Origin of the sequence: Ferrimicrobium sp. (genome assembly GCF_027319265.1) — a bacterium.
GTDB lineage: Bacteria > Actinomycetota > Acidimicrobiia > Acidimicrobiales > Acidimicrobiaceae > Ferrimicrobium.
Window position 1 is genome coordinate 1 of record NZ_DAHVNP010000065.1, and the last position, 24,661, is coordinate 24,661.

The following is a 24,661-nucleotide window of genomic DNA, read 5'->3' on the forward strand; positions in this document are numbered from 1 at the left end:
CTCTTGGAGGACATCAATCAAGAAAACGGTAGTGAAGTCCGTCGGGTGGCACCACTATCGATCAAAAACCCGACTGCGCTCGGAGAAGAATCATGAAAGCGCCAAGGGACGCGGGTTCGACTCCCGCCACCTCCACGGCACAAGACCGATAGCAATATCGGACCGCACACAATGGGGCTCCCTGAAAGGGTGGCCCCATTTCCGGTTACCTGTCACATGGCCAATTCCGCCGGTGCTGCCTTATTGAGGCGGTCTTGCTTGAACAGACTTGCGTGAGCGCGATGGCTGAGCACCTTTCATCATCCTCCGACCAGTCAAGCGGAGGACAAACCCCCCTCATCACCACCGAGATCCAGAGGATCCTGAGGCTCAGGAATCGACATCGAGCTATAACCCCGCAGTCCCCGTGCTGCCGATCAGGCCCTAGAAAGTACCCATCCTCTCGCACACTTCTCTGGAACCTGTGACCAAGTGGCGGCCCAAGATCTCGTGGTCCTGGCCAAGATCACGCGACCCTGGTCGAGTCAGAGCACGAAGGACGGACACCCCTGGGCCGTCCACGACGACCGACCAGTTTCGGTATCAGGTAGCCAGGAAACGGCGCACCGCAATGGTGGAACCGAGCGTTCCCACCACGACACCCGCCACTACGATCACGGCGATCGTCTCAATCAGGTTGTGACTCGTCAGGACAAAGCCCTCAAGGAGATGCATGCGAAAGTGCGAAATGGCATACCCGATGAGCGACTTCACCAGGATCACTACCCCGGTTGCGACCAACGCGCCAATCAAACCCTGCACCAGCCCTTCAAGCATGAATGGGATCTGTATGAAGGAGTTTGTCGCTCCCACCAAGCGCATCACCGCTACCTCTCTGCGGCGGGAGAAGATCGCCACCCTGATGACGTTGAGGATCAATACCGCAGCGGACACCAGCAGTATGATCGCGACGGCCAAGATCACCGTCTGGGCTACATTCGAGACCGTCGTGATGGTGTTGATCGCTGAGAAGTTATCGTTGACGGTGTCCACACCCGGTTGTCCCTGAAAGATCGCCGCGACCGCCCTCGTCTCCGCTGGATTCACCAAGGAGACACGCAAAAAGGTGGGAACAGCGGACTCAGGTACCGCGTTCACCAGGTCAGGTTGATTCGCCAAGAGCCTACGAAAATCAGCGTACGCCTCTGCCCGAGGGACATAGGAGAAGCTCTTCACTGCTGGGAGTTGGTGTAGTTGATCCTCGACCGCAGTGAACTCAGTCGGAGAGATCTTCGGCTGGAGGAAGACCAGCAGCTGCACATTCCCCTTCCACTCGGCCGTTGCGGTGGATACTCCCTGCTTGATCAGCAACGCGGAACCCACTAGGGAGAGGGAGATCGCCACAGTGAAGATAGCTGCAAGCGACATCAGCCGGTTCCGCCAGAGATTTGTGCCGGTCTCCGCGGCAAAATACTTGATTGACATTGTTCCTTACACACCCAACCCATAGACGCCACGGACCTGATCTCGGCTGAGGTGACCATTGTCGATCTCGATCACACGCCGCCGCATAGAGTCGACGATGCCGACGTCATGGGTCGCCATGACCACAGCGGTACCCGTGCGGTTGATACGCTCAAGGAGGTTCATCACGCCCCAGCTGGTATCGGGGTCGAGATTGCCGGTGGGCTCGTCCGCAAGAAGGATCAATGGCCGGTTGACGAAGGCTCGCGCGATCGCCACTCGTTGCTGTTCACCACCGGAGAGCTGGTGTGGAAAGCGCTCCATCTTGTCCTCAAGACCGACCAGACGAAGGATCTGGGGCACCTGGGTGGCAATGAAACGGTTGGGTTTGCCAATCACCTGGAGAGCGAAGGCCACGTTCTGTGCCACCGTCTTGTTAGGAAGCAGACGGAAATCTTGGAAGATCACGCCGACGTTACGGCGAAAGTGGGGAACCTTCCAGTTGGGCATCGTTACCAGATTCTTGCCGGCGACCCAGATAGTACCATCGTCTGGCTTCTCTTCGCGGATCATCAACCGGATCAAGGTCGTCTTACCCGAACCAGATGACCCGATTAAGAAGACGAACTCTCCTCGATCGATCTCAAAGGAGATATCCCGCACTGCGGGGCTACCCTTAGAATACGACTTGGAGACATTTTCAAACTTGATCACTCAAGAACTCCTTTGCATCGACCGGATCCACGCCCTGGAGCGCGAACAGCTCGACCGTCTCGACATATCCTAACACCCGAATCAATGCTCTGAGTCTCAATCGCTGTCATTTGCTCGACGCCATTCAAGAAACGCCTGGATAAATGGACCAATCCTTCCATCGAGAACCTCCGTCACATTATGATCTTCGTAACCAGAACGATGATCCTTGACCAATTGATAGGGTGCCAAAACATACGAACGAATCTGGTTGGACCAACTCACCTCTGACTGGGGACCACCGATCGCACTCATCTGTGCGCGGAACTCCTCCCGATGGCGTTGCTCAAGCTTCGATATCAGAATCTGCATCGCCCTCGCCTTGTTCTGCAACTGGGACCGCTCGTTCTGACAGGAGACCACGATCCCCGTCGGCAGATGGGTGATGCGCACCGCAGAGTCGGTCACATTGACGTGCTGTCCACCCGCTCCGGAGGAGCGATAGGTGTCAATACGCAACTCCTTGTCGTCGATCGCCACCTCGAAGGACTCATCCATCAGCGGTGTCACCTCAAAGGAGGCAAAACTCGTATGGCGTCGGTGTTGGGAGTCAAAGGGCGACATGCGAACGAGCCGATGAACCCCCCGCTCCGCCTGGAGTAGTCCGTAGGCGTACCGACCCTTGACGATGAAGGTGGCGGAGAGAATACCCGCTTCACCACCGGGCGTCACCTCATCGAGCTCAAAGCTGAACCCCGCCTCACCCGCGTACCGCTCATACATTCGCAACATCATCTCGGCCCAATCCTGGGAATCGGTACCCCCCGCACCAGCATGGATCTCTGCAATCGCGTCGCCCTCGTCGAACTCTCCCGAGAGGAGTGCCCGAATATCCAGGCTTGCGAGGCGTTCGCTCACCCAAGAGAGGTTCTCCTCGAGTTCGTCGGCGAACTCAAGATCGCCTTGTTCAAGGAACTCGGCCTGCACCCGCGCATCCGAAAGACGGTGCTCGATGGACTCGAGTAATGCAACGTCCTCTCGCATCTGGGTGTAGCGGCGCGAAACCTGCTGCGCCTGCTCAGGAGAGGACCAGAACTCAGGTGCGGCCATCTCCGCCTCAAGCTCTTGGAGCTGGACCCCAGCATCGTCAATCTTGAGATACCGGCGGGCGGCTTCAAGTCGATCCTCAAGCACTCCTAACCGGTCGCTGACGTCACTCACTTGCCATGACAGTGCTTGTATTTGAGCCCACTGCCACAGTAACAGGGATCATTGCGGCCGATTCGCTCCTCTTCAGATTTGACGAGCGTCGCGTTCACCTCGACGTCCTCGATCGGCCGTTCTGCCACCGCCACCGCTCCTTGTGCCGCCTGGAACGACTCCAAGAGGTTGACGTCGCCAGGGTCAGTGGCCCCGTAATAGGATGCCTGTGCAAGATCAACACCTTGGGTCTCGGGACCCACAACTTGAACCTGGAGCACGTAGCGGATGTAGTCATCCTCGATCCGCTTCATCAGCTCCTGGAACATGTCATAACCCTCCTGTTGCCATGCAACCAAGGGGTCCTGTTGCCCCATCGCACGGAGATTAATCCCGTCGCGGAGATAGTCCATATCGATGAGATGTTCACGCCAGTGTTGATCGACCACTGAGAGGAGCACCTGTCGCTCGATCTCGCGTGCTGGTGCTCCCGGTTCCTCATCCGGCCCTAGCGGAAGACTGGCAGATTTTTCCTGGTAGTACTCCAGTGCCTCTGCATGCAACGAGGCGGATACCTGGGATTTCGTCGTCGCCTGATGGAGGTCTTCGACGACGAAGGCGGTCGGCCAATACAGCACTACCTGCTCCAGAAGTTCATCGAGGTTCCAATTATCCTCATAGTCCGTTGGGAGATAGGTCTCCACCAGTCGGTCGATCACCCGCGATAAGGATGCGATCGTGAATTCACTGAGATCCTCGCCAGCGAGGATCTCGCGGCGACGCTCGTAGATAACCTTGCGCTGTTCATCAAGGACCTTATCGTACTTGAGAACATCCTTACGAATATCGGCGTTTTTAGCCTCCACCGCGGCCTGGGCGCGTTCGATGGCGCGTGAAACCGTCTTGGCTTCGATCGGCTGATCCTCAGGAAAGGCTTTGCTCATGACCCAGTTCACCACGCCACCCCCCGCGAAGAGCCGCATCAGCTCGTCCTCAAGCGAAAGATAGAAACGACTCTCCCCAGGATCGCCTTGGCGACCAGCGCGACCACGAAGCTGATTGTCGATACGCCGTGACTCGTGTCGCTCTGACGCGATCACGTAGAGCCCGCCGAGTTGTCGAACCTGTTCGGCCTCTTCGGCACACACTTGGGTATACTTCTCCCGCGCCTCAGCAAAGTGTTGTTGACCCTCCTCACTCTCGGGGTCAACACCGTTGTTCATCAGCTCAGAGAGGGCGAGCCGATCCGGATTCCCGCCGAGGAGGATGTCCACACCACGGCCGGCCATATTGGTCGCCACGGTCACCCCGTGGAGACGACCAGCCTGGGAGACCACCTCCGCTTCAAGTGCATGCTGCTTGGCGTTGAGTACGGCGTGAGGAATGGATCGAGCGCTGAGCAGCTTGGAGAGGAGTTCAGACTTGGCCACTGAGATCGTGCCAACGAGTACAGGCTGTCCCCGCTCAAATCGGGCCTCGATATCATCGACGACGGCGTTGAACTTCGCCTCTTCGGTCTTGAAGATGAGATCACCGTGGTCAGTACGGATCACGGGCTTATTGGTGGGAATAGGGACCACGGTCAACTGATAGGTCGAGGCGAACTCAGCGGCCTCGGTCTCGGCGGTACCCGTCATCCCGGCAAGCTTCTCGTAGAGACGGAAGTAGTTTTGCAGCGTCACCGTCGCCCAGGTATGGTTCTCCTCCTGGATCCGCACGCGCTCCTTGGCCTCCACCGCTTGATGGAGCCCATCGGACCATCGGCGACCCTCAAGGATCCTGCCGGTGAACTCATCAACGATCTTGACCTCACCTCTGTCAACGATGTAGTCTTTGTCGCGCTTATAGAGATCCTTCGCCCGAAGCGCCTGATTCAGCTGGTGGAGGTAGGTCATGGCAGAGATGTCATAGAGATTCTCGATCCCGAGCGCCTTCTCTACCTTCCCGATCCCCTCCTCGGTGGTCATGACGATCTTCTTTTCCTCATCGACCTCGTAGTCAACGCCCGCCTTAAGAGTACGTGCCACCCCCGCAAACTTGTAGTAGAGCTCGGGGGACTGCGCCGATGGACCCGAGATGATCAACGGCGTACGCGCTTCATCAACCAAAATAGAGTCAACCTCATCGACAATGGCAAAGGCATGGCCGCGTTGGACCATATCGTCGAGGGTGGTGGCCATGTTATCGCGCAGGTAATCGAAACCGAGCTCGGTGTTGGTTCCATAGGTCACATCCCGCGCATAGGCTTCACGCTTGAGTTTGGGATCGCTGATGTCGGCGGTCACCCGCCCCACACTGATGCCGAGCCGATCGTAGATCTGGGTCATCCACACCGAGTCACGGGCGGCGAGGTACTCGTTCACCGTTACAAGGTGGACACCTCGCCCGGTCAACGCATTGAGATAGACCGGCAGTGTCGAGACCAGTGTCTTTCCTTCACCCGTCTTCATCTCAGCAATCCATCCAAAATGCAGTGCCATTCCACCCATCAGCTGGACGTCATAATGGCGCTGGCCGATGGCACGCTTCGCCGCCTCGCGGACGGTGGCAAATGCCTCGACCAAGAGATCCTCAAGGGTCTCACCTGCATCGAGACGATCCCGGAACTCATCCGTCTTGCCTCTGAGCTCGTCATCGGTCAGCTGCTCGAACTCGGGCTCGAGCTCGTTGATCAGAGGAACGACGTCAGCAAGGCGCTTGACCTTTTTGCCTTCACCTGTTTTTAAAACTCGATCGATTATACCCATATCAACTCCCGGTGGCTCCAAGCACTAGAGCAGTCTAGCCTCGGTCTCTCAGGAAGGATCGGCCACCTCAGCCTGATCTATTAATCCAACGGAGCCGTCTCCGCGACGATAGACGACGGCGGAACGCTCGGTCAACGAGTTGATAAAGAGATAGAACGAGTGCGATAGCAGCTCCATGCGGACCGCCGCTGTCTCGGGATCCAGCACCTCAAGCTCGAAGGCCTTGGAACGCACAATCTGGGGCACCTCATCGAGTTGTGAGAGGTCCGCAACCTTGTCCGTCCTATGGTGTGGGTGACTGCGCGCCAGAAGACGACCCTTCAGCTTCTCGAGCTGATGTGCCAACTTGTGTTCGGCACGATCAAAGGCAGCGAGTTCATCTTCGGCAGCACCCTTGGCACGAGCAACGGTGCTCGCAAGCCGCAGGGTGATCTCCGCGTGTACCTTGTCACTCTGGGCCGGATTTTGCGAGCGTTCAAAGAATACCTCTGCACGGTCGACCTCTCCGAGGTACTTACTGAGGCGATGGACCCGGTCCTCGATCAGAGCCTTGGAATCATCGCTAACCACACAGCCCTTGCAACGGTACTCAACCTGCATCTCATTATCTCCTTCTGCCTGCTGGCTCACTTACCACATCGATCTTCGTATCGCGAAGAGAACATCCCAACTCACTAGTCACAACCGGTGATCGTCCGTCATCATCGAGATCCTCGTGCGTGGCCCCACCACACACTCCGGTCAGTCCTACTTCGTGCCGTCGGTCCACGAAGCGAGGTACTCCCGCTGGGCCGCGGTCAGCTCATCGAGCATGACTCCCATGGAGGCGAGCTTGAGCTCCGCGACAGAGGCGTCGATCTCACTCGGGACATCATAGACCTGGGCGGTTAGCTCGCCTCGGTGAGCGACTAGCCACTCCACACTCAGCGCTTGATTAGCGAAACTCATGTCCATCACCGATGCTGGGTGACCCTCTGCTGCGCTGAGGTTGACCAAACGCCCTTCGGCGATCACCTGGACTCGCCGATCGTCGCCGTCGTCACCGCGGACAAGAAACTCCTCGACCATCGGACGAACCATGCGGCGGCGCTCACCAGTCGTCATCTCGGCCAGACCAGCGAGGTCGATTTCGACGTCGAAATGACCCGAGTTTGCTAACACCGCGCCGTCCTTCATCACGCGAAAGTGCTCTGGCCGCAGCACGTCACGGTTACCTGTAAGGGTAATGAAGATATCGCCGATCCGTGCCGCCTCAGCCATTGGCATCACCGCAAAGCCATCCATCACCGCTTCGAGCGCCGGCAGCGGCTGGATCTCGGTGACGACGACCTGAGCACCCATGCCACGCGCCCTCGAGGCCACACCCTTGCCGCAGTAACCGTAACCAGCGATCACCATAACCTTTCCGGCGAGCAACATGTTGGTAGCCCGAATCACTCCGTCAAGGGTCGACTGTCCGGTACCATAGCGGTTGTCAAACATGTGCTTGGTATTCGCATCGTTGACCGCAACGATGGGGTAGCCAAGCGAACCCGCCTGTTCCATGGCGCGCAAACGAATCACACCCGTCGTCGTCTCCTCGGTGCCTGCAAAAATACTCGACACCTGCTCTGGACGCTCACGGTGCACGCGTGACACCAGGTCACAGCCGTCATCCATGGTGACCTGTGGCTTCGCATCGAGCACCGCATCGATGTGGGAGTAGTACGTCGGGGTATCCTCGCCACGTCGAGCAAAAACAGCGATGCCATCGTGCTTGACCAGCGAGGCCGCTACATCATCTTGGGTCGAAAGAGGATTCGAAGCCGCGGCAACGACCTCGGCACCGCCAGCTTGGAGCGTTCGTAGCAGATTCGCCGTCTCCGTCGTGATGTGCAGACAGGCCGCGATGGTAATCCCAGCAAGGGGTTTGGTCTTTGCGAACCGATCACGGATCGAGGTAAGGACCGGCATCTGTCCGTCGGCCCAAAGGATCCGCTGACGCCCGGCGTCTGCCTCGCTGATATCGCTGATGTCGTACTCCACTGATTACCTCTCTCTTGGTCCTATTCCTGTTATCACGGTCCTCCCGATAGTCAGGAGGCGACGATACTTGGCACAACTATGTATGGTGTCATCCACTCTACCCGATGGTGTGGTCACTACCACAAGCAGCCGTGAGAACCAGGGCTTGCCCAGCGGGATACGCTCGCGCGCGATCAGCTATTCAACCGCTGTACCCGCCAGGAACCGTTTGACGTTGTCAAGAATCGTGATCGGACCCGGATCGATACCGAGCTGACCGGCGAGAGAGAGGGCGACATAGTCACCGACAAAGGTCAGATCGAAGAGGTTCGCCAACTCGCCAACACCATGTCCCTCGATCTCGATACAGTGCGCGAGACGAGGACCGATGGTCTTCATTGCGAACTCGTAACGGCGCGCAATCTGGGGGTGTTCATAGTTGTGGCGAAGAATCACCAGGGAGAGATCGCGTGTCAGCAGCTCTGGGTAGGCATCGAATCCCGCCAATTCGTTATGGCAGGCCTCAGGATAGACCGAGGAGAACGCCGGTGCCTTCGCATTCTCGTTGATCTGGGCCTTCCAGCGCATCGCCGCGACCTGGCCGAGTGGACCAGAGGAGACGATAATCGGGATCGTACCCTTCAATTCGGCGGCGATCGCGCTCGCCATCGAATCAGGGGTATCGAGTTCATCACGTCGCTCCTTGAGTCGCGTGATGGCGAGGTTGATCCAACCCGTTGCGCCTTTGAAGAGTCCTACCTGATCAAGAATGCCAAGTACCGATACCGACAGTGCGCCAAAAGCCGCTCGTGGCTGGGGAATGCGCCCGTCGACCCCGACGACACAGCATCCCCGCTCCTCCACTAACCGTGCGAGTTCGCCACCAGAGGTCACAGCAACGCACTTTGCCCCATGATCGATCGCATGAGCGACCACCTCAAGCGTCTCCTCGGTATTGCCCGAGAAGGAGACGGCGATCACCAGCGAGTGTGGGCCGACGTAGCTCGGAAGCTCATATCCTTTGACAATCGTGATCGGGATTGCCATGAACGGAGCAGCGGCTGCGAGTGCAACATCTCCTGCGATCCCGCTCCCTCCCATCCCGACGACCACGACGTGTTCGATGTGGTCTTTATTGGGCAGATCACACACTGAAGCGACCTGGGAAAGTGCCGCCTCCATCTGTTCGGGGAGCATCCGCGTGGCCTCCCACATGCCTTGTGAATCGACGTACACTTACGAATCTTCTCCTTCAGTCTGCGGTGACTTGTCAGACGCAAGCCCTAAGAGCCGAACGTGCTCCTTGTCGTCGACGAGTTCGGCCTCCTCAATCAGGAGAATAGGGATATCATCCTCAATACGATATTTGCGTTTGAGGCGCGGGTTATAGAGCGCACGTTCGCTCTCGATATAGAGCAGCGGCTCATGGTCGACCGGGCAGGCCAAAATCGCCACAAAGTCTGGAGCAAGGGTCATCGAATCACCTCCGAATCTGCCTTTGCCACAACGGCAAGAACCTCATGCGATCGCCGCGACACTTCATCATCGGTTGGCGCCTCAAGGTTAAGACGCAAGAGTGGCTCGGTGTTGGAGGGTCGAAGATTGAACCACCAATCACCAAAATCAAGTGTTAACCCATCGAGGTGGTCGACTACCGCACGCCCCTGATAGGCGTTCTCAACGAACGCGAGGACGGCCGCGGTGTCTTGGACCTTGGTATTGACCTCACCAGAGTCGGAGTAGCGCTCCAACGAACCCCGCATCTCCGACAAGGATGACCCCTGGATGGCGATCTCCTCGAGGACCGTCAAGGCCGCGATCATGCCCGAATCGGCACGATAGTTGTCACGGAAATAGTAATGGCCAGAGTGTTCGCCCCCAAAAATAGCGCCGGTACGAGCCATCTCCGCCTTAATAAACGAGTGGCCAACGCGAGTCCGAATGGCGGTTCCACCAGCCTGTGTGATCACCTCAGGCACCGCCTTCGAACAGATCAAGTTATACAGAATCGTCTCGCCTGGAAAGCGACTGAGGATTCTGCGTGCGATCAATGCCGTCGTCGTCGATCCCGAGACCGGGGCGGCCTTGTCGTCGACCAGAAAAACGCGGTCAGCATCACCATCAAAGGCTAACCCAACATCAGCTCCCATCGATAGAACCTTGGCCCTGAGGTCGACAAGATTCTCTGGCTGGATTGGGTCGGCCGGATGGTTGGGGAATGAGCCATCGAGTTCGCCGTACATCACCTCAAGGCTGACGCCAAGATCATCAAAAACTGGCCCAACGATCAAACCGCCCATACCGTTTGCGGTATCTGCAACGACTCTGAGGCCACGGAGCTTCGTGACATCGACAAAGGAGCGCACATGGGCAACGTACTCATCGAGCATCGATCGTCGCTCACACGTTCCTTGCACCGCACGGACTGGAACAGTGGTCGCAAGGTACTTGGTGGCAAGCTCTTGCACCTCGACCAAACCACTCTCTGCACCCACAGGGCTCGCGCCAGCCCGACAAAACTTGATACCGTTGTAGTTACCCGGGTTATGCGAAGCGGTGATCATCACCCCAGGAAGATCGAGCCTGCCACTCGCAAAATAGAGGAGATCGGTCGAGGCGAGCCCAACATCGATCACATCCACTCCGGATGCGTTCAAACCTTCGACCAACGCAGACTTCAGCGCATCGGAAGAGAGCCGCATGTCGTAGCCGACGATCACTCGATCGGTAGCGACAACCTGGGCGAAGGCCGCACCAATCGCCCGCGCCCAATCGACATTCAGTTCGTCTGGCACGATCCCCCGAACATCATAGGCCTTGAAAATATCGCTCATCAGCCGGATTCACCCTCTTTCGCTACGACGACCGTCCAAACGCAGGAACTCGCCATCACGGCTGTGTGGCGGGACCAAACCAGTGCAGTCTAGCCAACCCGCCGACCTACTAACCACTGGCGATCCTAGCAGAGAATGATGGCCGACGGTGATTGTCTACGGCCGGTGATCGAGATCCACCACGGATGTCGATGACGAGCCCAGCCGCGCACCGCAGTCATGCTTCCCGAGCTGGGCCCGCTTCGTCGTTCGAACGCACAAGGAGGCTACGAGGCAGTCTTGGCGGGTCTTCCGCTCTTTCTTCGGTTGCCCGAACGAGCGCTCGTGGCCGCCAACTCTACGACTTCGCCAACTTGGGCCGCGAACCCATCGCGACGCCACCATCGGCTGCCGCAAGCGGCACAGCTCACTAACACCACCTCGTGATCACCGACACCAAGCTCGATGATGACGAGTTCCTTCTCGCGACAGACTGGGCACAACGCATCCACCCGACTCCTCCTCCACCCATGCTTTGAGGCTCTAGCGGGCCTCAGAGGTAAGTTGTCGGATCATTTTTTCCAAAACTTAAACATTTGATGAAACACTACTTCCCTGGTGAAGGGGTACTTTCTGGTGAAACTTCATCACAACTTCGCCCTGTAGGTATACTCTGTCAACCCTAACAGGGCAACCGGTGAACGCGCCGCAGCGGTTCCATGCGTCTCCAAGGCCGCTTGAGGAGCTAGTGCACGCACACAAGAACTCCCGTCAGCACTGACATCAGACCACTTCAGACCCGATTTCATGACGATTACTAGCTGCATCGGCATCCACTCTTCCACCCAACAGCCTCATCCTCTGCAACGGACCGCAGTGGTACCTCGCATTGGATAGAGGTCACCGGGATCAGCACGAGCAATCCGGCGCCAGGGGACCATGAACTGGGGAAGAATGAGCCTATTTACACTGGAGCTTCCCGTGATCGGCCAGCATGAGATAGCGTGTGTTGGTCAGGGATGCGTTAACTCGTCTAGGATACACTGCCCTTATGTCGCATCAACTTGGACCCATGCGCTGGCGGGCATGGGTCATCAGCACCGTGCTCAGCACGTTCATGCTTGCGGCGTGTGGCGGGTCCATAACGACATCACAGTCCCCCACTCCAGCACGCAGCTCACCGATCCCAACATCCATCATTGGCGAGGTCACTCCGGGCATCTCGACGAGCTTCCAAGCCACCCAAAGCGTCATTGCCCAAACCGGCACCCGTATCGTAGTGGTGGGCACCGCCGCCTGTCTTCGAGCTTCTTGTCCGGCTCTTGCCACGAGTATGTTGAACTCCAACCTGCGCCCCGAGGGCTGGGAGACGGTCATCCTCAAGCGCTTTGGATTCAGCCCAACACACGGCACCGTTGTCGCTAGCTATCGCTTTGCAAATGGCCAGGAAGGTGCTGCGCTCTTCACCCAATACCGGACGAAGTCGATCCAGACCAAGCTCTACCTCACCACCGATGGTGGAGATCGGTGGGAGATGGTGGACACCTCGCATGATCAGGTGCTCGATGTCGCCTTCACCACCCACTCCCTCGTCGCGCTCGTGGGCGTCTGTCAGGATCGTGATGGTGCCAATGCGTGTAGTCGCTATGCCCTCGAGCGCCGATCGCTCGTCTCTCATCGGGTGATGACGACCCAGCTCCCGCTGCCAAAGCTGCCATACCCCTTCTTGGAACAGCCCTCTCTTGCGGCACAGGGATCCACCGTGATCGTCGTTGCAGACCCGACAGGACCACGAACCGCCTCTGCGCAATTGTTATTGAGTCGTTCGAGAAATGCACCGATCGTGGATCTGGTGCGGCCATCCCTTGACTCCGTCACGGCCTGCACGCTCCATCTCCGTACCCCGACAATCTGGGCAAGCTGTCCGACAGGAATGCTCGTCAGTGAGCTCCGTGCCGAGACGTTCACCGGTCACTTCACCAGGTTTTGGTGGCCATCAGGGACGAGCGGAGATGCCTTTGCACCCGTGAACGCCCAAACTGCCTGCCGGCTGGTCGTCAATCAACGAGAGACCGGGGCTGCCCTGGAACGCACCACCGATGGCGGTGCCGATTTTGTCACGGTTGCCCCGATCGTCACACCCCAATTTGCTCTCGGTGGATCAACCCTTGCGTTTGTCTCGCTGAGGCACGGCTTTTTAACCGTCTCCAAATTCAGCCACCATCGCCTCCACCCCATCGTCTGGGCTACAACCAACGCAGGTCGACACTGGGTCCAAGTGTTTCCGTCCACAACGCGGACATAGTCGGCGAGTCCCCATGTCCACAATGACCGCGCCCCACCGCCACACAACTCGTCTCCTCAGAGAGCCTCGCAGCCAGAGGCGAGTTGCTAGATGGTGCCTGATGATGGAACGAGGGGAGCGGCTGGCCCGCGAGCACCTGTTGGGTTTCCTGCACAGCAAAGACGACCTGCAGAACCACGCAGTGCCTTGGTGGGGCGTCGGTTCTTGAACGCCATCACGTCTCATCGTGCGAACTGAGCGATGCCCTGACAACTCTGTGAATATGAACTCCCTTCGTGGTCCGAGCCGGGCACAACTCGGTCACCCTACGCCCATTCAAGGCAGTAGCCTGGTGGTATGCAATCCACCATTGTCCTTATTGGAGCTGGAATCGCCACGACGATACCGCAGAATCTCGTTGCCCCCCTCGACGGGTGTACCACCATCGTCTGTAGGACCCTGCGCCACCCAGGTCTCTCGGAGGCACTCACTGCGGTAGTTGACCCGTCTGTACCGATCCTGAGTTGTGATGACCTCTACGATCAGAGCCAAAACTTCGATGATCTCTATCCTCGCATCGTGGAGCGACTGCTGGATCTCAGCACAGTCGCCGGTAATACCCGCATTGCCTACGTCGTCCCCGGCTCTCCAGCCATCGGCGAACGAAGTGTACAGCTCCTCCTCAAAGAGCCTGGCATCGACGTCGAGATCGGAGATGGACTGGGGCTCCTTGACTACGCCGCCTTGCGCCTCCACATCGATCCCATCGATGGGCTCAAGATCGTCGATGCCATCGATCTGTTAACGGATTTCCCGATCGAGAGCGACACACTCCTCGCCCTGCAATGTTTTGATCCGATGATCGCGACCGAGGTCACCGCCAAGGCCACCGAACGCGGCGGAGAGGTAACGATGCTCTTTCATCTCGGACTACCCGATGAGCGAGTGCTTGTTGTCGACGAGACGAGTACCGCACTCCAAACGTGTGACCATCTGACCAGTCTCCTGATCACCGGCCTTGGAGCCCCCTTTGCCGAACTGACCTCCCTGATCAGCATCGTCCACCGGCTGCGACAAGAGTGCCCATGGGACGCCGAACAGACCCACCGCTCACTGGCACGACACCTCCTTGAGGAGGCGCACGAGGTAGTACAGGCCATCGATGACCTTGAGCTCTCTACTGACGAGGATCCGCTGCTCGTTACTCACTTGGAGGAGGAGCTCGGTGACCTCCTCCTCCAAGTGCTCATGCATACCGAGATCGGCAACGAGGCCGGTGATTTTACGCTTGCATCGGTTGCAGCCGCCCTTCGCACAAAGCTGGTGCGTCGTCACCCCCATGTCTTTGGTGACATCGACGTCGACTCCGCAGAACAGGTCGTCGCCAACTGGGAGACGATCAAGGCTGAGGAACGCAAGGGTGCGGCACCCGCCCAGGTGCCCGAGGCCTTGCCTGGTGCACTACGACTTCAGAAGGCGTATCGAAGGGTCACCGGGCTCGGGTACGAACCAGACGACATCCGCAACAGTGTGCACGACTCCGTCGTCTCTGGGCCAGGCTCCAACGACCTCGTCGTCGCGGCCCTGACCGCGCTCGGCAACGGTGTCGATCTTGAGGAGACCCTTCGCCACGCTGCCCGTGCCCTTGAGGGACTCCTGCCTTCGTAAGCCTGTCGTACATAGCCAACGACCAGCGACGTGGCCGATGATGCTCGCGCCGTCCCGGGATGCTAAGTTAGGAGGAGACCCGATGAGACGAAAGGTATGTTGATGGCACGCAACGACACCGAGATCACCCAGGTAGCAGGCCGAATGGTACTGGACTCACGCGGAAATCCTACGGTTGAGGCGGAGGTCGCACTCGCCGGTGGAGCACGAGGACGAGCGATCGTGCCCTCGGGTGCATCAACCGGTCGGTTTGAGGCGGTGGAGCTACGCGATGGAGGTCCTGACTTCGGAGGCAAGGGGGTTAATCGAGCCATCGCCAACGTCAACGGCCCTATTGCCGGAGCAGTGATTGGCCACGATGCTCGTCAACAGCGACTCCTCGACCGCGCCATGATTGCCCTTGATGGCACACCGGACAAGTCACGCCTCGGTGCAAACGCCATCCTGTCCGTTTCCCTAGCAGCAGCCCGGGCGGCAGCGAACGCCTCGCGACTTCCCCTCACCTCCTACCTGGGAGGTGTTGATGCTACGCTCCTTCCCGTACCATTCATGAACGTCATCAACGGAGGTGTACACGCATCGAACAACCTGGATATGCAGGAGTTCATGCTGGTTCCCCATGGTGCGGTCAGCTTTCGCGAGGCCCTGCAATGGGGGGTTCAGACCTACGCAGCCTTGAAGGCTGAGCTGGCGGCAAAATCCTTGTCGACCGCAGTCGGAGACGAGGGTGGGTTTGCACCGAATCTCCACTCGCACCAGGAGGCACTTGAACTGCTCGTTGGGGCGATTGAAAAGGCCGGCCTGCGACCAGGAGTCGACATCTCCCTCGCCCTTGACCCAGCGAGTACCGAGTTCTTCGTCGACGGTCACTACCTCCTCAAGGGCGAGGATCGAACGCTTACCGCAGACGAGATGGTCGATTACTACGCGCAGCTCGTCGATGCCTTCCCTATCGTCTCGATCGAGGATCCAATGGCCGAGGAGGACTGGGAGGGCTGGAAGATCTTCACTGAACGCCTTCGCGGTCGCATCCAAATCGTCGGCGATGACATCTTCGTGACGAACCCCATTCGGCTTGAGCGTGGATTCAAGGAGGAGGTTGCCGACTCGATCTTGATCAAGCTCAACCAGATTGGGACACTGACTGAGACCCTTGAGACGATGGAACTCGCACGCTCGCATGGTTACTCAACCGTTATCTCGCACCGGTCAGGCGAGACCGAGGATACCTTCATCGCGGACCTTGCCGTCGCAACCAACGCCGGTCAAATCAAAACCGGCGCGCCTGCGCGATCTGACAGAGTTGCAAAATACAACCAGCTCCTCCGAATTGAAGCTATGCTAGGCGAGGGGGCACGGTATATCGATTGGGTCAAGAGAGGCAAGTGAAGGTTCGACGGCGTGTCATCATTCTCGCAGCACTCTTGCTGGGTGTGGTAGTCTACGCCACGACCGTTCTTCCAACGAGTCAGCTGCTGAACGTCATCGCGACTAAGCACCACGACACCGCAGAACTCCACCAGCTCCAGGCAACAAACACCAAGTTAGAACAGAGCGTGGCCCAGTTAAACTCGCCCCAGTGGATCGAACAGATTGCACGCAATGAATTTGGTATGTACCCAACGGGGTCAACCCCCTACCAGATCCTGCCGAGCTCACCCCTCTATCAGACTCCGGCGCCGAAGAGTTGACGATCACCACAAGACCTCCTACGCTGTTACGGTCTTGTCAGCACACTCACGCAGACGACACCAAAGACCGATCTCCGTCTCGCGCCCCGACCTCGTTCGGGTGCCGCCGCAAACGTTGTGCCCACAACCAGAAAGGAAGTCGCTCCAGTGAGTATTCTCGGTAGTCGCGTCATCAGAAAAGAAGACCCTGCACTGTTGCGTGGAGAGGGTCGGTACGTAGCCAACCTCGACCTCGATCACCCGTTATATGCCTGCTTTGCCACCTCGCCCTTTGCCCATGCGACCTTCACGCATGTCAACACCGATGATGCCCTTGGTTTGCCTGGTGTGCGCCACGTCCTTTGTGGAGGGGACCTCGACGCCGCCCCCATCGCACCAGCCATACCAGACCGTCCAGAGTGCGCCCGTCCCGTGCTCGCCACCGAGCGAGTCCGTTATGTGGGTGAACCCTTTGCGCTCGTCCTCGCAGAGACACCTCAGGCGGCCTTTGACGGAGCGGAACTGGTCTATGCCGACTTCGACCCGCTCCAGGCCGTGATCGATCCCGAGCAATCGATGGAGGATCTCGTCGCCCTTTTCCCTGGGAGCACCAACATCTTTGCCAAGAGTCCCGATAGTCCCAACGCAAACCTCTTCGCAGATGCCGATGTGGTCGTCACCGAACGTCTGATAAACCAACGTCTCGCTCCCTGTTCGCTCGAGACGCGAGCGATGGCCGCAGTCCCCACCCCAGATGGTCGCCTCGTGGTCTACTCCTCGACCCAATCGGCGCATGGACTGCGAAGAACCCTGGTGAGGTGTCTCAATATCGACGAATCGAGCATCGTCGTGCGGGCCCAAGATGTCGGCGGAGGCTTTGGCGCTAAAGTGACGGTTTACCCAGAGGACGTCGCCATCGCCGCGGCGGCACACAAACTCAGGCGACCCATCACTTGGCACGAGGACCGCACTCGCTCAATGCTTGGGCTCGTCCATGGACGGGCCCAAATCCAGTACCTTGAGCTCGGAGCAACCAAGGAAGGTAAGCTTGTCGGCTACCGCCTGCGCATCGTCCAAGATAGCGGTGCCTATCCTGCCTTCGGGGCACTGCTCCCCACCCTCACCTGCCTCATGGCGCCCGGTACCTACCTGATTCCCAACGTAGAGACCTCCTACGTATCGGTGGCCACCAACACCACCCCGATCTCGGCCTATCGCGGAGCTGGGCGGCCAGAGGCCGCTGCAGCCATCGAGCGCATGATGGATCGCCTCGCCGCCGAACTAGCCATGGATCCCGTCGAACTACGATTACGCAACCTCATCCCAAAGGAGGACTTCCCCCTGACCACGCCAACCGGCGCCAACTACGATGTCGGTGACTACTCTAGGGCCCTTAGTACACTCTGCGAACGTGGCGGTTATGCACAACTCCGCGACGAACAGCGACGTCGCCGGGCCAGCGCAGCCCCCCTGCAACTCGGAGTCGGAATCGCCGTGTATGTCGAGGTCACCAACGGCGGTGGGTCGAGCGAGTATGGTCGAGTCGAGGTCCAAGATGATGGTGTCATCGTCGCCTACTCAGGCACTTCACCCCATGGACAAGGACACGCCACCGCCTGGTCAATGCTCGTCGCCAATGAACTAGGAGTCGATCTCGACCAGGTACAGGTCATCACCGGCGACACCGACCTGGTTCCCCGCGGTGTCGGCACCTTTGGCTCGCGGTCGCTCCAAACAGGTGGTGCTGCCGTCTCTGGCGCTGCCCACGAACTCAGTATCCGTGCCAAGCAGGTGGCCGCTGCGACCCTCGAAGCCAGCGAGGCCGACATCAGACTCAATGCCGATGGCGCCTTCGTCCACGGCAGCCCCTCAACCACCCTCGACTGGCCAACCCTGGCACGACGAGCACGCGAGCTGGACCAGCCACTCGACGTCACCTTGGACTTCGCTCCAGCGGATGCGACGTACCCCTTTGGAGCGCACCTTGCCGTCGTCGAGGTCGATGTTGAGACCGGTAGAGTGCACCTGATCAGCTTGAACGCGGTCGACGACGCAGGCAAGATCCTGAACCCGCTGCTCGCGGAGGGACAGCTCCATGGTGGCATCGCCCAAGGAGTAGCCCAGGCGCTCCTCGAGGAGTTCCAGTATGGGGCCGATGGCTCTCCGCTCACACCCAACTTTGCGGACTACTCGATCATCTCGGCCGCAGAGCTGCCTTCATTCGATCTCTTTCACCAAGAAACGCCGACCTTCATGAATCCACTGGGTGCAAAGGGGATCGGAGAATCTGGCACCATCGGGGCGACGCCTGCCGTCTGGAACGCCGTCATCGACGCTTTGGCCCACCTCGGCATCCGGCACATCAACCTACCGATGAGCCCCCAACAGGTCTGGCGCGCCATCACGACGATGCCTGCCGCCGAGCGTGCATAGGGGCGATGCCGCCGCATCGGACCGACCGGGCTCCGAGCAGCAACTCTCCTCGTTGGGTAGCACCGACCCAAACGTCTGGCGCTAAGACGAGAGAGCACTGAAAAAGTAAGCACCGAGACGAGGGAGCCCGCTGGCTACTGTGCGAGCCCTGGCGTGAAGTATTGACTCAACGCTTTGGGACTTGGTCCCTTGCTTGGTGCCACCTGAAGGACGCCGCCGACATCCTTGACACGACCGTATTCTGGGTTGACCTCGAGCTGTTGTACTTTGGAGTCGCGAGCGAGAAAGTCGTTCAGTAACGCTGAGCCGTGCGAGAGCTCATCGTTGGCGGCACTCAGTTCAGCATCATGGAAAGGAATCAGACTACGAGACGTGACCTCGATGATCGACCACCCTTGACTGATCTGCACCGGAAGCGAAGCTTTACCGATCGGCAAGGTCTCAATCGCATGGGTATAGTTGGCCCCGAGAACTTGCTCGTACTGGGAGATGGTTCCACAACCGACGGCACCGCCGCTCGCTTGGCTACTCTTGTTCTCGGAGTACTGGTTGGCGGCCGCCGCGAATGAGAGTCCCCCTCTGATCTTGGCGAGTACGGCATCCGCCTCAAGGGGTGAGGTCTCGAGGATCTCTGAGGAGCAGACGTCGACAAAGTTGCCGTGATGACTCGCATAATAGGCCTGGACGCCGGCCGTGCTCAGATTCACCTTCGCCAAGTACGCCTCCATGGCGACGATAGCTCGCGTATCACTGACTAACTGTGCCTGATAGGCCCTCGGAAAAGCGGCGAAGGTGGACTGAGAGCCGACCGATTGGATCGTGAGTGCCTTCGCAAGCTGTGCCTCTAGTGGAGTCGCCGTGATATTGAGTCGGTGCTCGGCTTGGAGGATACGATCGATCGTAATGCGACGATTCAAAATATTATCGACAAACAACGTGGTGTAGCTCTTCTTGCCTGGTCCAAAGACGGGTGACTTGTTCTTTGAGAGCAGCGTATCAAAGGCCGAGTTTGACGAGACCTCGCGTAGCTCCGTGTTCAGCTGGCTATTGGAGATCGTCTGTGAGCCAACCTTTGCGGCATAACCGATGGTCGAACAGCTCGCAAGAACAAACCCTAACACAAGCGGAAGGAACTTCAACAACCTTCGAGACATACTCCTCCTTGGCTTCACAGCTTCCCTAGCCTACTATGCCTGCGCTACGACGGCGAATTCGATGGACCCAGAACGACTTCACGAACGACCTCGAGCAGGTTGTCTCGTGGTCGAAAGGGGATCACGAGCTCCTGTTCACTCCCTCGATAGGTTGGACGGGAAGCGAGTCGACGCAGACGAACCTCCTCAGAGGGACGGAGTTGGATCGGCTTGAGAAAGACCTCCATGGTCCCGGTTTTGGCCGAGCGACGCGACCCTACTTCACGTACCCCCCGCTCGATCAGCGCAAGCTTTAACCGCGTCATTTCGATGAGGTTCACCACTTGCCCGGGATGAGGTCCAAATCGGTCACTCAACTCGCTGGCGAGGTCCGTTACCTCCGCCTCATCTCGAGCGATGGCCAGGCGACGGTAGAGATCCATTCGCACCGCCTCATCGGCCACGTATTCCACTGGGATCGAGTACGAGATCGGAAGGTCGATATTGATCTCGGGCACCTCGATGCGCTCATCCCCCTTCATCTGTGCCACCGCCTCCGCGACCAGACGCACGTAGAGTTCATAGCCCACCGCGCTCATATGGCCAGACTGCCGCTCGCCAAGAAACGACCCAGCACCGCGCAGCTCAAGGTCACGCATCGCGATGCGGTATCCCGCCCCGAGATCGGTGTTCTCCACGATCGTTCGGAGACGCTCCAGAGCGATCACCGAAAGAGGCTTGGTCCGAGGGTAGAACAGGTAGGCATAAGCCCGTTGCCCCGAACGACCGACCCGTCCGCGAAGCTGATGGAGCTGTCCGAGCCCGAGATCCTCCGCGTGGTCCACGATAAGCGTGTTGACCGATGGAAGGTCGATCCCGCTCTCGATGATGGTCGTACAGACAAGAACGTCGGCCTTACGATGCCAGAACTCATCGACAACTCGCTCCAACTCGTGTTCGGGGAGTTGGCCATGCGCGACCAGGATCCGCGCCGTCCCGACGAGGTCGGCGACTTTACGCGCGATCGACTGGATATCGCGCACCCGGTTATGGACATAAAACACCTGACCACCCCTGATCAGTTCACGACGGATCGCCTCTGAGATCGCCGCATCGTCATCGGGGCCAACGTGGGTCAGGATCGGTTGACGATCGAGCGGTGGTGTTCGCAACAGCGACATATCGCGGACGCCAACCAGCGAGAGCTCCAGCGTGCGCGGAATCGGAGTCGCCGACAACGTGAGCACATCGAGATCCGGATGGCGTGTCTTCCAGAACTCCTTGTGCGCCACACCAAAGCGCTGTTCCTCGTCGATCACAAGGAGCCCAAGCCGTCGAAAATCAATCTCCTTCGAAACCAGCGCATGGGTCGCCACCAGGCAGTCAAGGGTGCCAAGACGCAGCTCTTCCTTCAAGCGTTTGACTTCGCGAGGACTCACAAACCGCGACAACAACCCAACCTTGACGCCGTAGGGCTCGAACCGTTCACGGAAGGTGTCATAGTGTTGTTGGGCCAAGATCGTGGTCGGGACAAGGATCGCCACTTGGGCCCCGCTCTGGATGGTTTTAAAGGCCGCCCGAATGGCTACCTCCGTCTTCCCAAATCCCACATCACCACAGACCATCCGATCCATTGGGACCGGCTGTTCAAGATCACTCTTGGTCTCTTCAATAGCGACGGCCTGATCAGGGGTGAGCTCGTAGCCAAAACTTGACTCCATCTCCTGCTGCCAGACGGTATCAGGCTCCTTCGCATGGCCAGCGGTGATCAGCCGCTTCTGATAGAGGACTACAAGCTCCTGTGCAACCTCATTCGCCGCTCTACGCGCCTTCTTGACCTGCTGGCTCCACTCCTTTGAACCCAGTCGTGAGAGAGCTGGGTTCTCCCCACCGACGTAGAGGGTGATCCGATCGGTCTGATCGGAGGGGAGGTAGATCTTGTCCTTTCCGCCGAACTCGAGCAACAGATAATCCCGTTCAACCCCTGCGAGGGACCGCGAGACGATTCCCTCGTAGCGTGCCACACCATAGGTCTCATGCACCACCAAGGTGCCTGGTACGAGGTCATCCAATGTCGAGGTGATCGTTCTTGGACGTTGGCGCCTCGGCTGTGCATTGGCCAGCGGCCGGACCAGATCCGCATCGGCCACCACCGCGAGCTTTGCCGCCTCGATGACGAAGGAGTGATAGAGGCGTACCCCCTCCACAAGATAGAGGCCCGCCGCCTCGGGAGGGCTGGCCTCCCTTGTGAGTACCACTGGGTAACGATCAAAGCTCGCAAAGGTCGCGGTGAGTGCTCGTAGGCGAGCCGGCGACTCAGCGGTCACCATCACCCGACAGCCACCACGAACCAGAGCACCAACGCGTTCAACAAAGCCGGCCATATCGCGGTGATCGATCGAAAGCGGCCGGGGCTCGACACCACCATCGACCAACTCGACCCGACGTGCAGCACTTGACCGGAGATGAGCAAAGGGGGCGAGAAGGCCCGCGGTAGAGTCCGTTGCGTCGATCCCCCACGTCGGTGCCAACGCATTCGTCATCGACTCCTCATCGGCAGCGATGCGCACCGACTCAGCCTCAAGCAGAGCACCCCCTGCGATGATCAGGACATCGTCCTCCCCGAGAAGGTCTGAAACGAGCGTCGCCTCATGATCGAGCAACAACGGGAGAAGACTCTCCACCGGGTCTGGACTCGTCCCCGCCAGCAACTCACTGATTCGGTCCTGAAGGACTGGAGCCCGTTCAGCCAACTCCGCAAGTCTCCGACGTAACGGATCATCGATGAGCACCTCCTTCGCAGGAAGCACCTCGCAGTGCTCGATGGAGGTAATCGTGAGCTGTGAGGTCGGATCAAAGACGACGAGACGATCGATTTCGTCATCGAAGAAATCCACGCGGATCGGGTTGTCCTGATCTGGCGGGAAAATATCCACGATCGATCCGCGTACCGCAAACTCACCAGGACTCGACACCTGCGACTCTCGCAGATAGCCACCACGGACGAGAAAGTCGATCAGCGTCTCCTGGGACTGTTTCGTGCCAACCCGGAGCATCACGTACGCAAGACCAAGGGCACTCGGGGCGAGACGCTGCAGAGCGGCACGTACCGATGCCGTCACTACCACCGGCCACTGCGACTCCTCCTGCAACGCCACCAAGGCGCGCAACCGACGTCCGGTCGTACGCATCGATGGTGCGACTCGCTCATAGGGCACGGTGTCCCACGCTGGCAACCAATAACTCTGGTAGCCATCCCCCAACGTCGCAAGGTCGTAGGCGACCGACTCAGCTTCGGCCTCACCTGCCACGACCACCAGCATCCTCCCTCCGGATGCACGTTGGCCCATGATCGCCGCCGATGCAGCGGGTGCAGCACCGAGCAACTCGGGATCGAGCTTCTCTCCGAGACCCTCCATCAATTTTGTGAGCACTGGAGCTCTCATCAGCGGGCCCGCTGGTTGTGTTGGGTCATCGCTCGCTCTGGACCGAGCTCGATCACGTCGCGCACCGCGTCGACACCTCGTTGCACCGCGAGATCGAGTTCGACTCGCTCCTCGGGCTTTGGACGAGCGAGCACAAAGTCCACCACAGCCGACTGATCGATGGGTCGACCGATGCCAATCCGCACGCGAACGAAGTTTTGTGTGGCGATGAGATGGGCGATCGACTTCAGTCCGTTATGGCCGGCGAGACCGCCACCTAACTTGATGCGAACCACCCCTGGTTCGAGGTCGAGTTCATCGTGGATCACAATCAGGCCCTCTGGGTACTCGACTGGACTGTAGCGAACAAACTCAGCGACAGCGAGACCAGAGTGATTCATAAAGGTCTGGGGAAGCAGCACATGCACGGTGTGCTCCCCAAGGCGTGCGGTTCCGGTTAACCCCTGGTGGCGACGGGACAACAGGATACCGAGGTCACTGGCCAACGCATCAGCGACGGCAAAACCCATGTTGTGACGGGTGCCACGATAACGAGAGCCCGGATTACCGAGGCCGACGACCAAAACTTGCTTACTCACCTCCCGTAGGATGGGTGACTAAAGCTTGTCGGCTAGGCGAGCAACGATAGCCTCAGGGTCGCCGACCAGCACCACCCCTTTGGGGAGTGGAATCTGTCCAGCGGTGAAGGTCTCAGCCTCATCGAGCATCTCCAAAGAGATCTCGAGAAAGTCAGGAATATCCTTGACATGTCCCCGAACCCGAAGGCTCGGCTCTTCCATCTCAAGCTCTTCACTCACCGAGCGAAGCTCGATCGTCGCCTCCATCTCCTCGCGAACATTGATAGCAAGAAAGTCCAGATGGCTGAGGCTACGACGAACCGGGTGCCGCTGCAGCTCCTGTAGCTGCACCGTGGTGACCTTACCGGCCACCTCAAGCTCCATCAAGGCACCGACATTCACCCGATGGCCAAGGGCGGTCTCGAAATCATGGGCATCCACAAAAAGATTCCGCGTCTTTGTGGTACCGCCATAGACCACAGCTGGCACCTTCCCAGCCGCGCGTAGACGACGACTCTCCGCACTTCCTGGTTCTCTACCTTCATAGGCAATAACCTTTGCCACGCAAAC

General features: G+C 58.7%; 19 protein-coding genes and 1 other RNA gene. 6 read left to right on the forward strand and 14 right to left on the reverse strand.

What is annotated here, in order from left to right:
- Nucleotides 1-138, forward strand: a transfer-messenger RNA (tmRNA) gene (gene ssrA / locus M7439_RS09460); the annotation flags it as partial.
- Between the two features lie 444 nt (nt 139-582).
- Here ssrA and M7439_RS09465 read toward each other — a convergent pair.
- From M7439_RS09465 to M7439_RS09510, 10 genes are all read right to left on the reverse strand, one after another.
- Nucleotides 583-1,464 (reverse strand): ABC transporter permease, encoded by an 882-nt coding sequence (locus M7439_RS09465; protein WP_298343669.1) that lies wholly within the window; start codon nt 1,462-1,464, stop codon nt 583-585.
- A 6-nt stretch (nt 1,465-1,470) separates the two neighbouring features.
- On the reverse strand, nt 1,471-2,157 hold the full coding sequence (ftsE, locus tag M7439_RS09470; protein ID WP_298343672.1) for a cell division ATP-binding protein FtsE: 687 nt from the start codon (nt 2,155-2,157) through the stop codon (nt 1,471-1,473).
- 96 nt (nt 2,158-2,253) lie between these two features.
- Complete coding sequence (gene prfB, locus M7439_RS09475; RefSeq protein ID WP_298343675.1) at nt 2,254-3,357, reverse strand: peptide chain release factor 2; 1,104 nt, start codon at nt 3,355-3,357, stop codon at nt 2,254-2,256.
- The gene (secA, locus tag M7439_RS09480; RefSeq protein ID WP_298343677.1) at nt 3,354-6,083 is read right to left on the reverse strand and encodes a preprotein translocase subunit SecA; all 2,730 of its coding nucleotides are present in this window, start codon (nt 6,081-6,083) and stop codon (nt 3,354-3,356) included. Before secA ends, prfB begins: the two co-directional genes overlap by 4 nt.
- Before the next feature lie 48 nt (nt 6,084-6,131).
- A complete protein-coding gene (gene hpf, locus M7439_RS09485) occupies nt 6,132-6,683 on the reverse strand; it encodes a ribosome hibernation-promoting factor, HPF/YfiA family (protein WP_298343680.1) in 552 nt (183 codons plus the stop codon).
- A gap of 147 nt (nt 6,684-6,830) precedes the next feature.
- On the reverse strand, nt 6,831-8,108 hold the full coding sequence (gene ahcY, locus M7439_RS09490) for an adenosylhomocysteinase (RefSeq protein ID WP_298343682.1): 1,278 nt from the start codon (nt 8,106-8,108) through the stop codon (nt 6,831-6,833).
- A 177-nt stretch (nt 8,109-8,285) separates the two neighbouring features.
- Nucleotides 8,286-9,284 (reverse strand): SIS domain-containing protein, encoded by a 999-nt coding sequence (locus M7439_RS09495; protein WP_298349726.1) that lies wholly within the window; start codon nt 9,282-9,284, stop codon nt 8,286-8,288.
- Nucleotides 9,285-9,323: 39 nt separating this feature from the next.
- Entirely contained in the window at nt 9,324-9,563 is a 240-nt protein-coding gene (locus tag M7439_RS09500; RefSeq protein ID WP_298343687.1) for a Trm112 family protein, read from the reverse strand.
- Nucleotides 9,560-10,921 carry a phosphomannomutase/phosphoglucomutase gene (gene manB / locus M7439_RS09505; RefSeq protein WP_298349723.1) on the reverse strand — a complete coding sequence of 454 codons (1,362 nt, stop codon included), beginning with the start codon at nt 10,919-10,921 and terminating at the stop codon, nt 9,560-9,562. Before manB ends, M7439_RS09500 begins: the two co-directional genes overlap by 4 nt.
- A 266-nt stretch (nt 10,922-11,187) precedes the next feature.
- Complete coding sequence (locus tag M7439_RS09510; RefSeq protein WP_298339279.1) at nt 11,188-11,412, reverse strand: hypothetical protein; 225 nt, start codon at nt 11,410-11,412, stop codon at nt 11,188-11,190.
- Between the two features lie 539 nt (nt 11,413-11,951).
- On the opposite strand from M7439_RS09510, the gene M7439_RS09515 reads away from it, so the two are divergent.
- The 5 genes from M7439_RS09515 to M7439_RS09535 all read left to right on the forward strand — a co-directional run bounded on the left by M7439_RS09515 (nt 11,952) and on the right by M7439_RS09535 (nt 18,955).
- Nucleotides 11,952-13,205 (forward strand): hypothetical protein, encoded by a 1,254-nt coding sequence (locus M7439_RS09515; RefSeq protein WP_298343693.1) that lies wholly within the window; start codon nt 11,952-11,954, stop codon nt 13,203-13,205.
- Between the two features lie 336 nt (nt 13,206-13,541).
- A complete protein-coding gene (locus M7439_RS09520) occupies nt 13,542-14,852 on the forward strand; it encodes a MazG nucleotide pyrophosphohydrolase domain-containing protein (RefSeq protein WP_298343696.1) in 1,311 nt (436 codons plus the stop codon).
- 102 nt (nt 14,853-14,954) lie between these two features.
- Complete coding sequence (gene eno / locus M7439_RS09525; RefSeq protein WP_298343699.1) at nt 14,955-16,241, forward strand: phosphopyruvate hydratase; 1,287 nt, start codon at nt 14,955-14,957, stop codon at nt 16,239-16,241.
- Nucleotides 16,238-16,543: a septum formation initiator family protein gene (locus tag M7439_RS09530; protein WP_308464473.1), complete on the forward strand. Its 306-nt coding sequence runs from the start codon at nt 16,238-16,240 to the stop codon at nt 16,541-16,543. The genes eno and M7439_RS09530 overlap by 4 nt, the downstream gene beginning before the upstream one ends.
- A 147-nt stretch (nt 16,544-16,690) precedes the next feature.
- On the forward strand, nt 16,691-18,955 hold the full coding sequence (locus M7439_RS09535) for a xanthine dehydrogenase family protein molybdopterin-binding subunit (protein WP_308464474.1): 2,265 nt from the start codon (nt 16,691-16,693) through the stop codon (nt 18,953-18,955).
- A 134-nt stretch (nt 18,956-19,089) separates the two neighbouring features.
- On the opposite strand, the gene M7439_RS09540 is transcribed toward M7439_RS09535, so the two are convergent.
- From M7439_RS09540 to M7439_RS09555, 4 genes are read right to left on the reverse strand one after another with little or no spacing between them, the layout of a single operon-like run.
- A complete protein-coding gene (locus M7439_RS09540; RefSeq protein ID WP_308464475.1) occupies nt 19,090-20,109 on the reverse strand; it encodes a peptidylprolyl isomerase in 1,020 nt (339 codons plus the stop codon).
- A gap of 44 nt (nt 20,110-20,153) precedes the next feature.
- A complete protein-coding gene (mfd, locus tag M7439_RS09545; RefSeq protein ID WP_298343711.1) occupies nt 20,154-23,522 on the reverse strand; it encodes a transcription-repair coupling factor in 3,369 nt (1,122 codons plus the stop codon).
- A gap of 11 nt (nt 23,523-23,533) precedes the next feature.
- A complete protein-coding gene (gene pth / locus M7439_RS09550; protein ID WP_298343714.1) occupies nt 23,534-24,112 on the reverse strand; it encodes an aminoacyl-tRNA hydrolase in 579 nt (192 codons plus the stop codon).
- Nucleotides 24,113-24,130: 18 nt separating this feature from the next.
- Nucleotides 24,131-24,655 carry a 50S ribosomal protein L25 gene (locus tag M7439_RS09555; RefSeq protein ID WP_298343717.1) on the reverse strand — a complete coding sequence of 175 codons (525 nt, stop codon included), beginning with the start codon at nt 24,653-24,655 and terminating at the stop codon, nt 24,131-24,133.
- Nucleotides 24,656-24,661 lie beyond the last annotated feature (6 nt).

Coding starts and splice junctions, on each gene's coding strand:
- M7439_RS09465 (WP_298343669.1), bottom strand. CDS start 1,464: ATGTCAATCAAGTATTTTGCCGCGGAGACCGGCACAAATCTCTGGCGG.
- secA (WP_298343677.1), bottom strand. CDS start 6,083: ATGGGTATAATCGATCGAGTTTTAAAAACAGGTGAAGGCAAAAAGGTC.
- hpf (WP_298343680.1), bottom strand. CDS start 6,683: ATGCAGGTTGAGTACCGTTGCAAGGGCTGTGTGGTTAGCGATGATTCC.
- M7439_RS09495 (WP_298349726.1), bottom strand. CDS start 9,284: ATGCTCCCCGAACAGATGGAGGCGGCACTTTCCCAGGTCGCTTCAGTG.
- M7439_RS09500 (WP_298343687.1), bottom strand. CDS start 9,563: ATGACCCTTGCTCCAGACTTTGTGGCGATTTTGGCCTGCCCGGTCGAC.
- manB (WP_298349723.1), bottom strand. CDS start 10,921: ATGAGCGATATTTTCAAGGCCTATGATGTTCGGGGGATCGTGCCAGAC.
- M7439_RS09515 (WP_298343693.1), top strand. CDS start 11,952: ATGTCGCATCAACTTGGACCCATGCGCTGGCGGGCATGGGTCATCAGC.
- M7439_RS09520 (WP_298343696.1), top strand. CDS start 13,542: ATGCAATCCACCATTGTCCTTATTGGAGCTGGAATCGCCACGACGATA.
- eno (WP_298343699.1), top strand. CDS start 14,955: ATGGCACGCAACGACACCGAGATCACCCAGGTAGCAGGCCGAATGGTA.
- M7439_RS09540 (WP_308464475.1), bottom strand. CDS start 20,109: ATGTCTCGAAGGTTGTTGAAGTTCCTTCCGCTTGTGTTAGGGTTTGTT.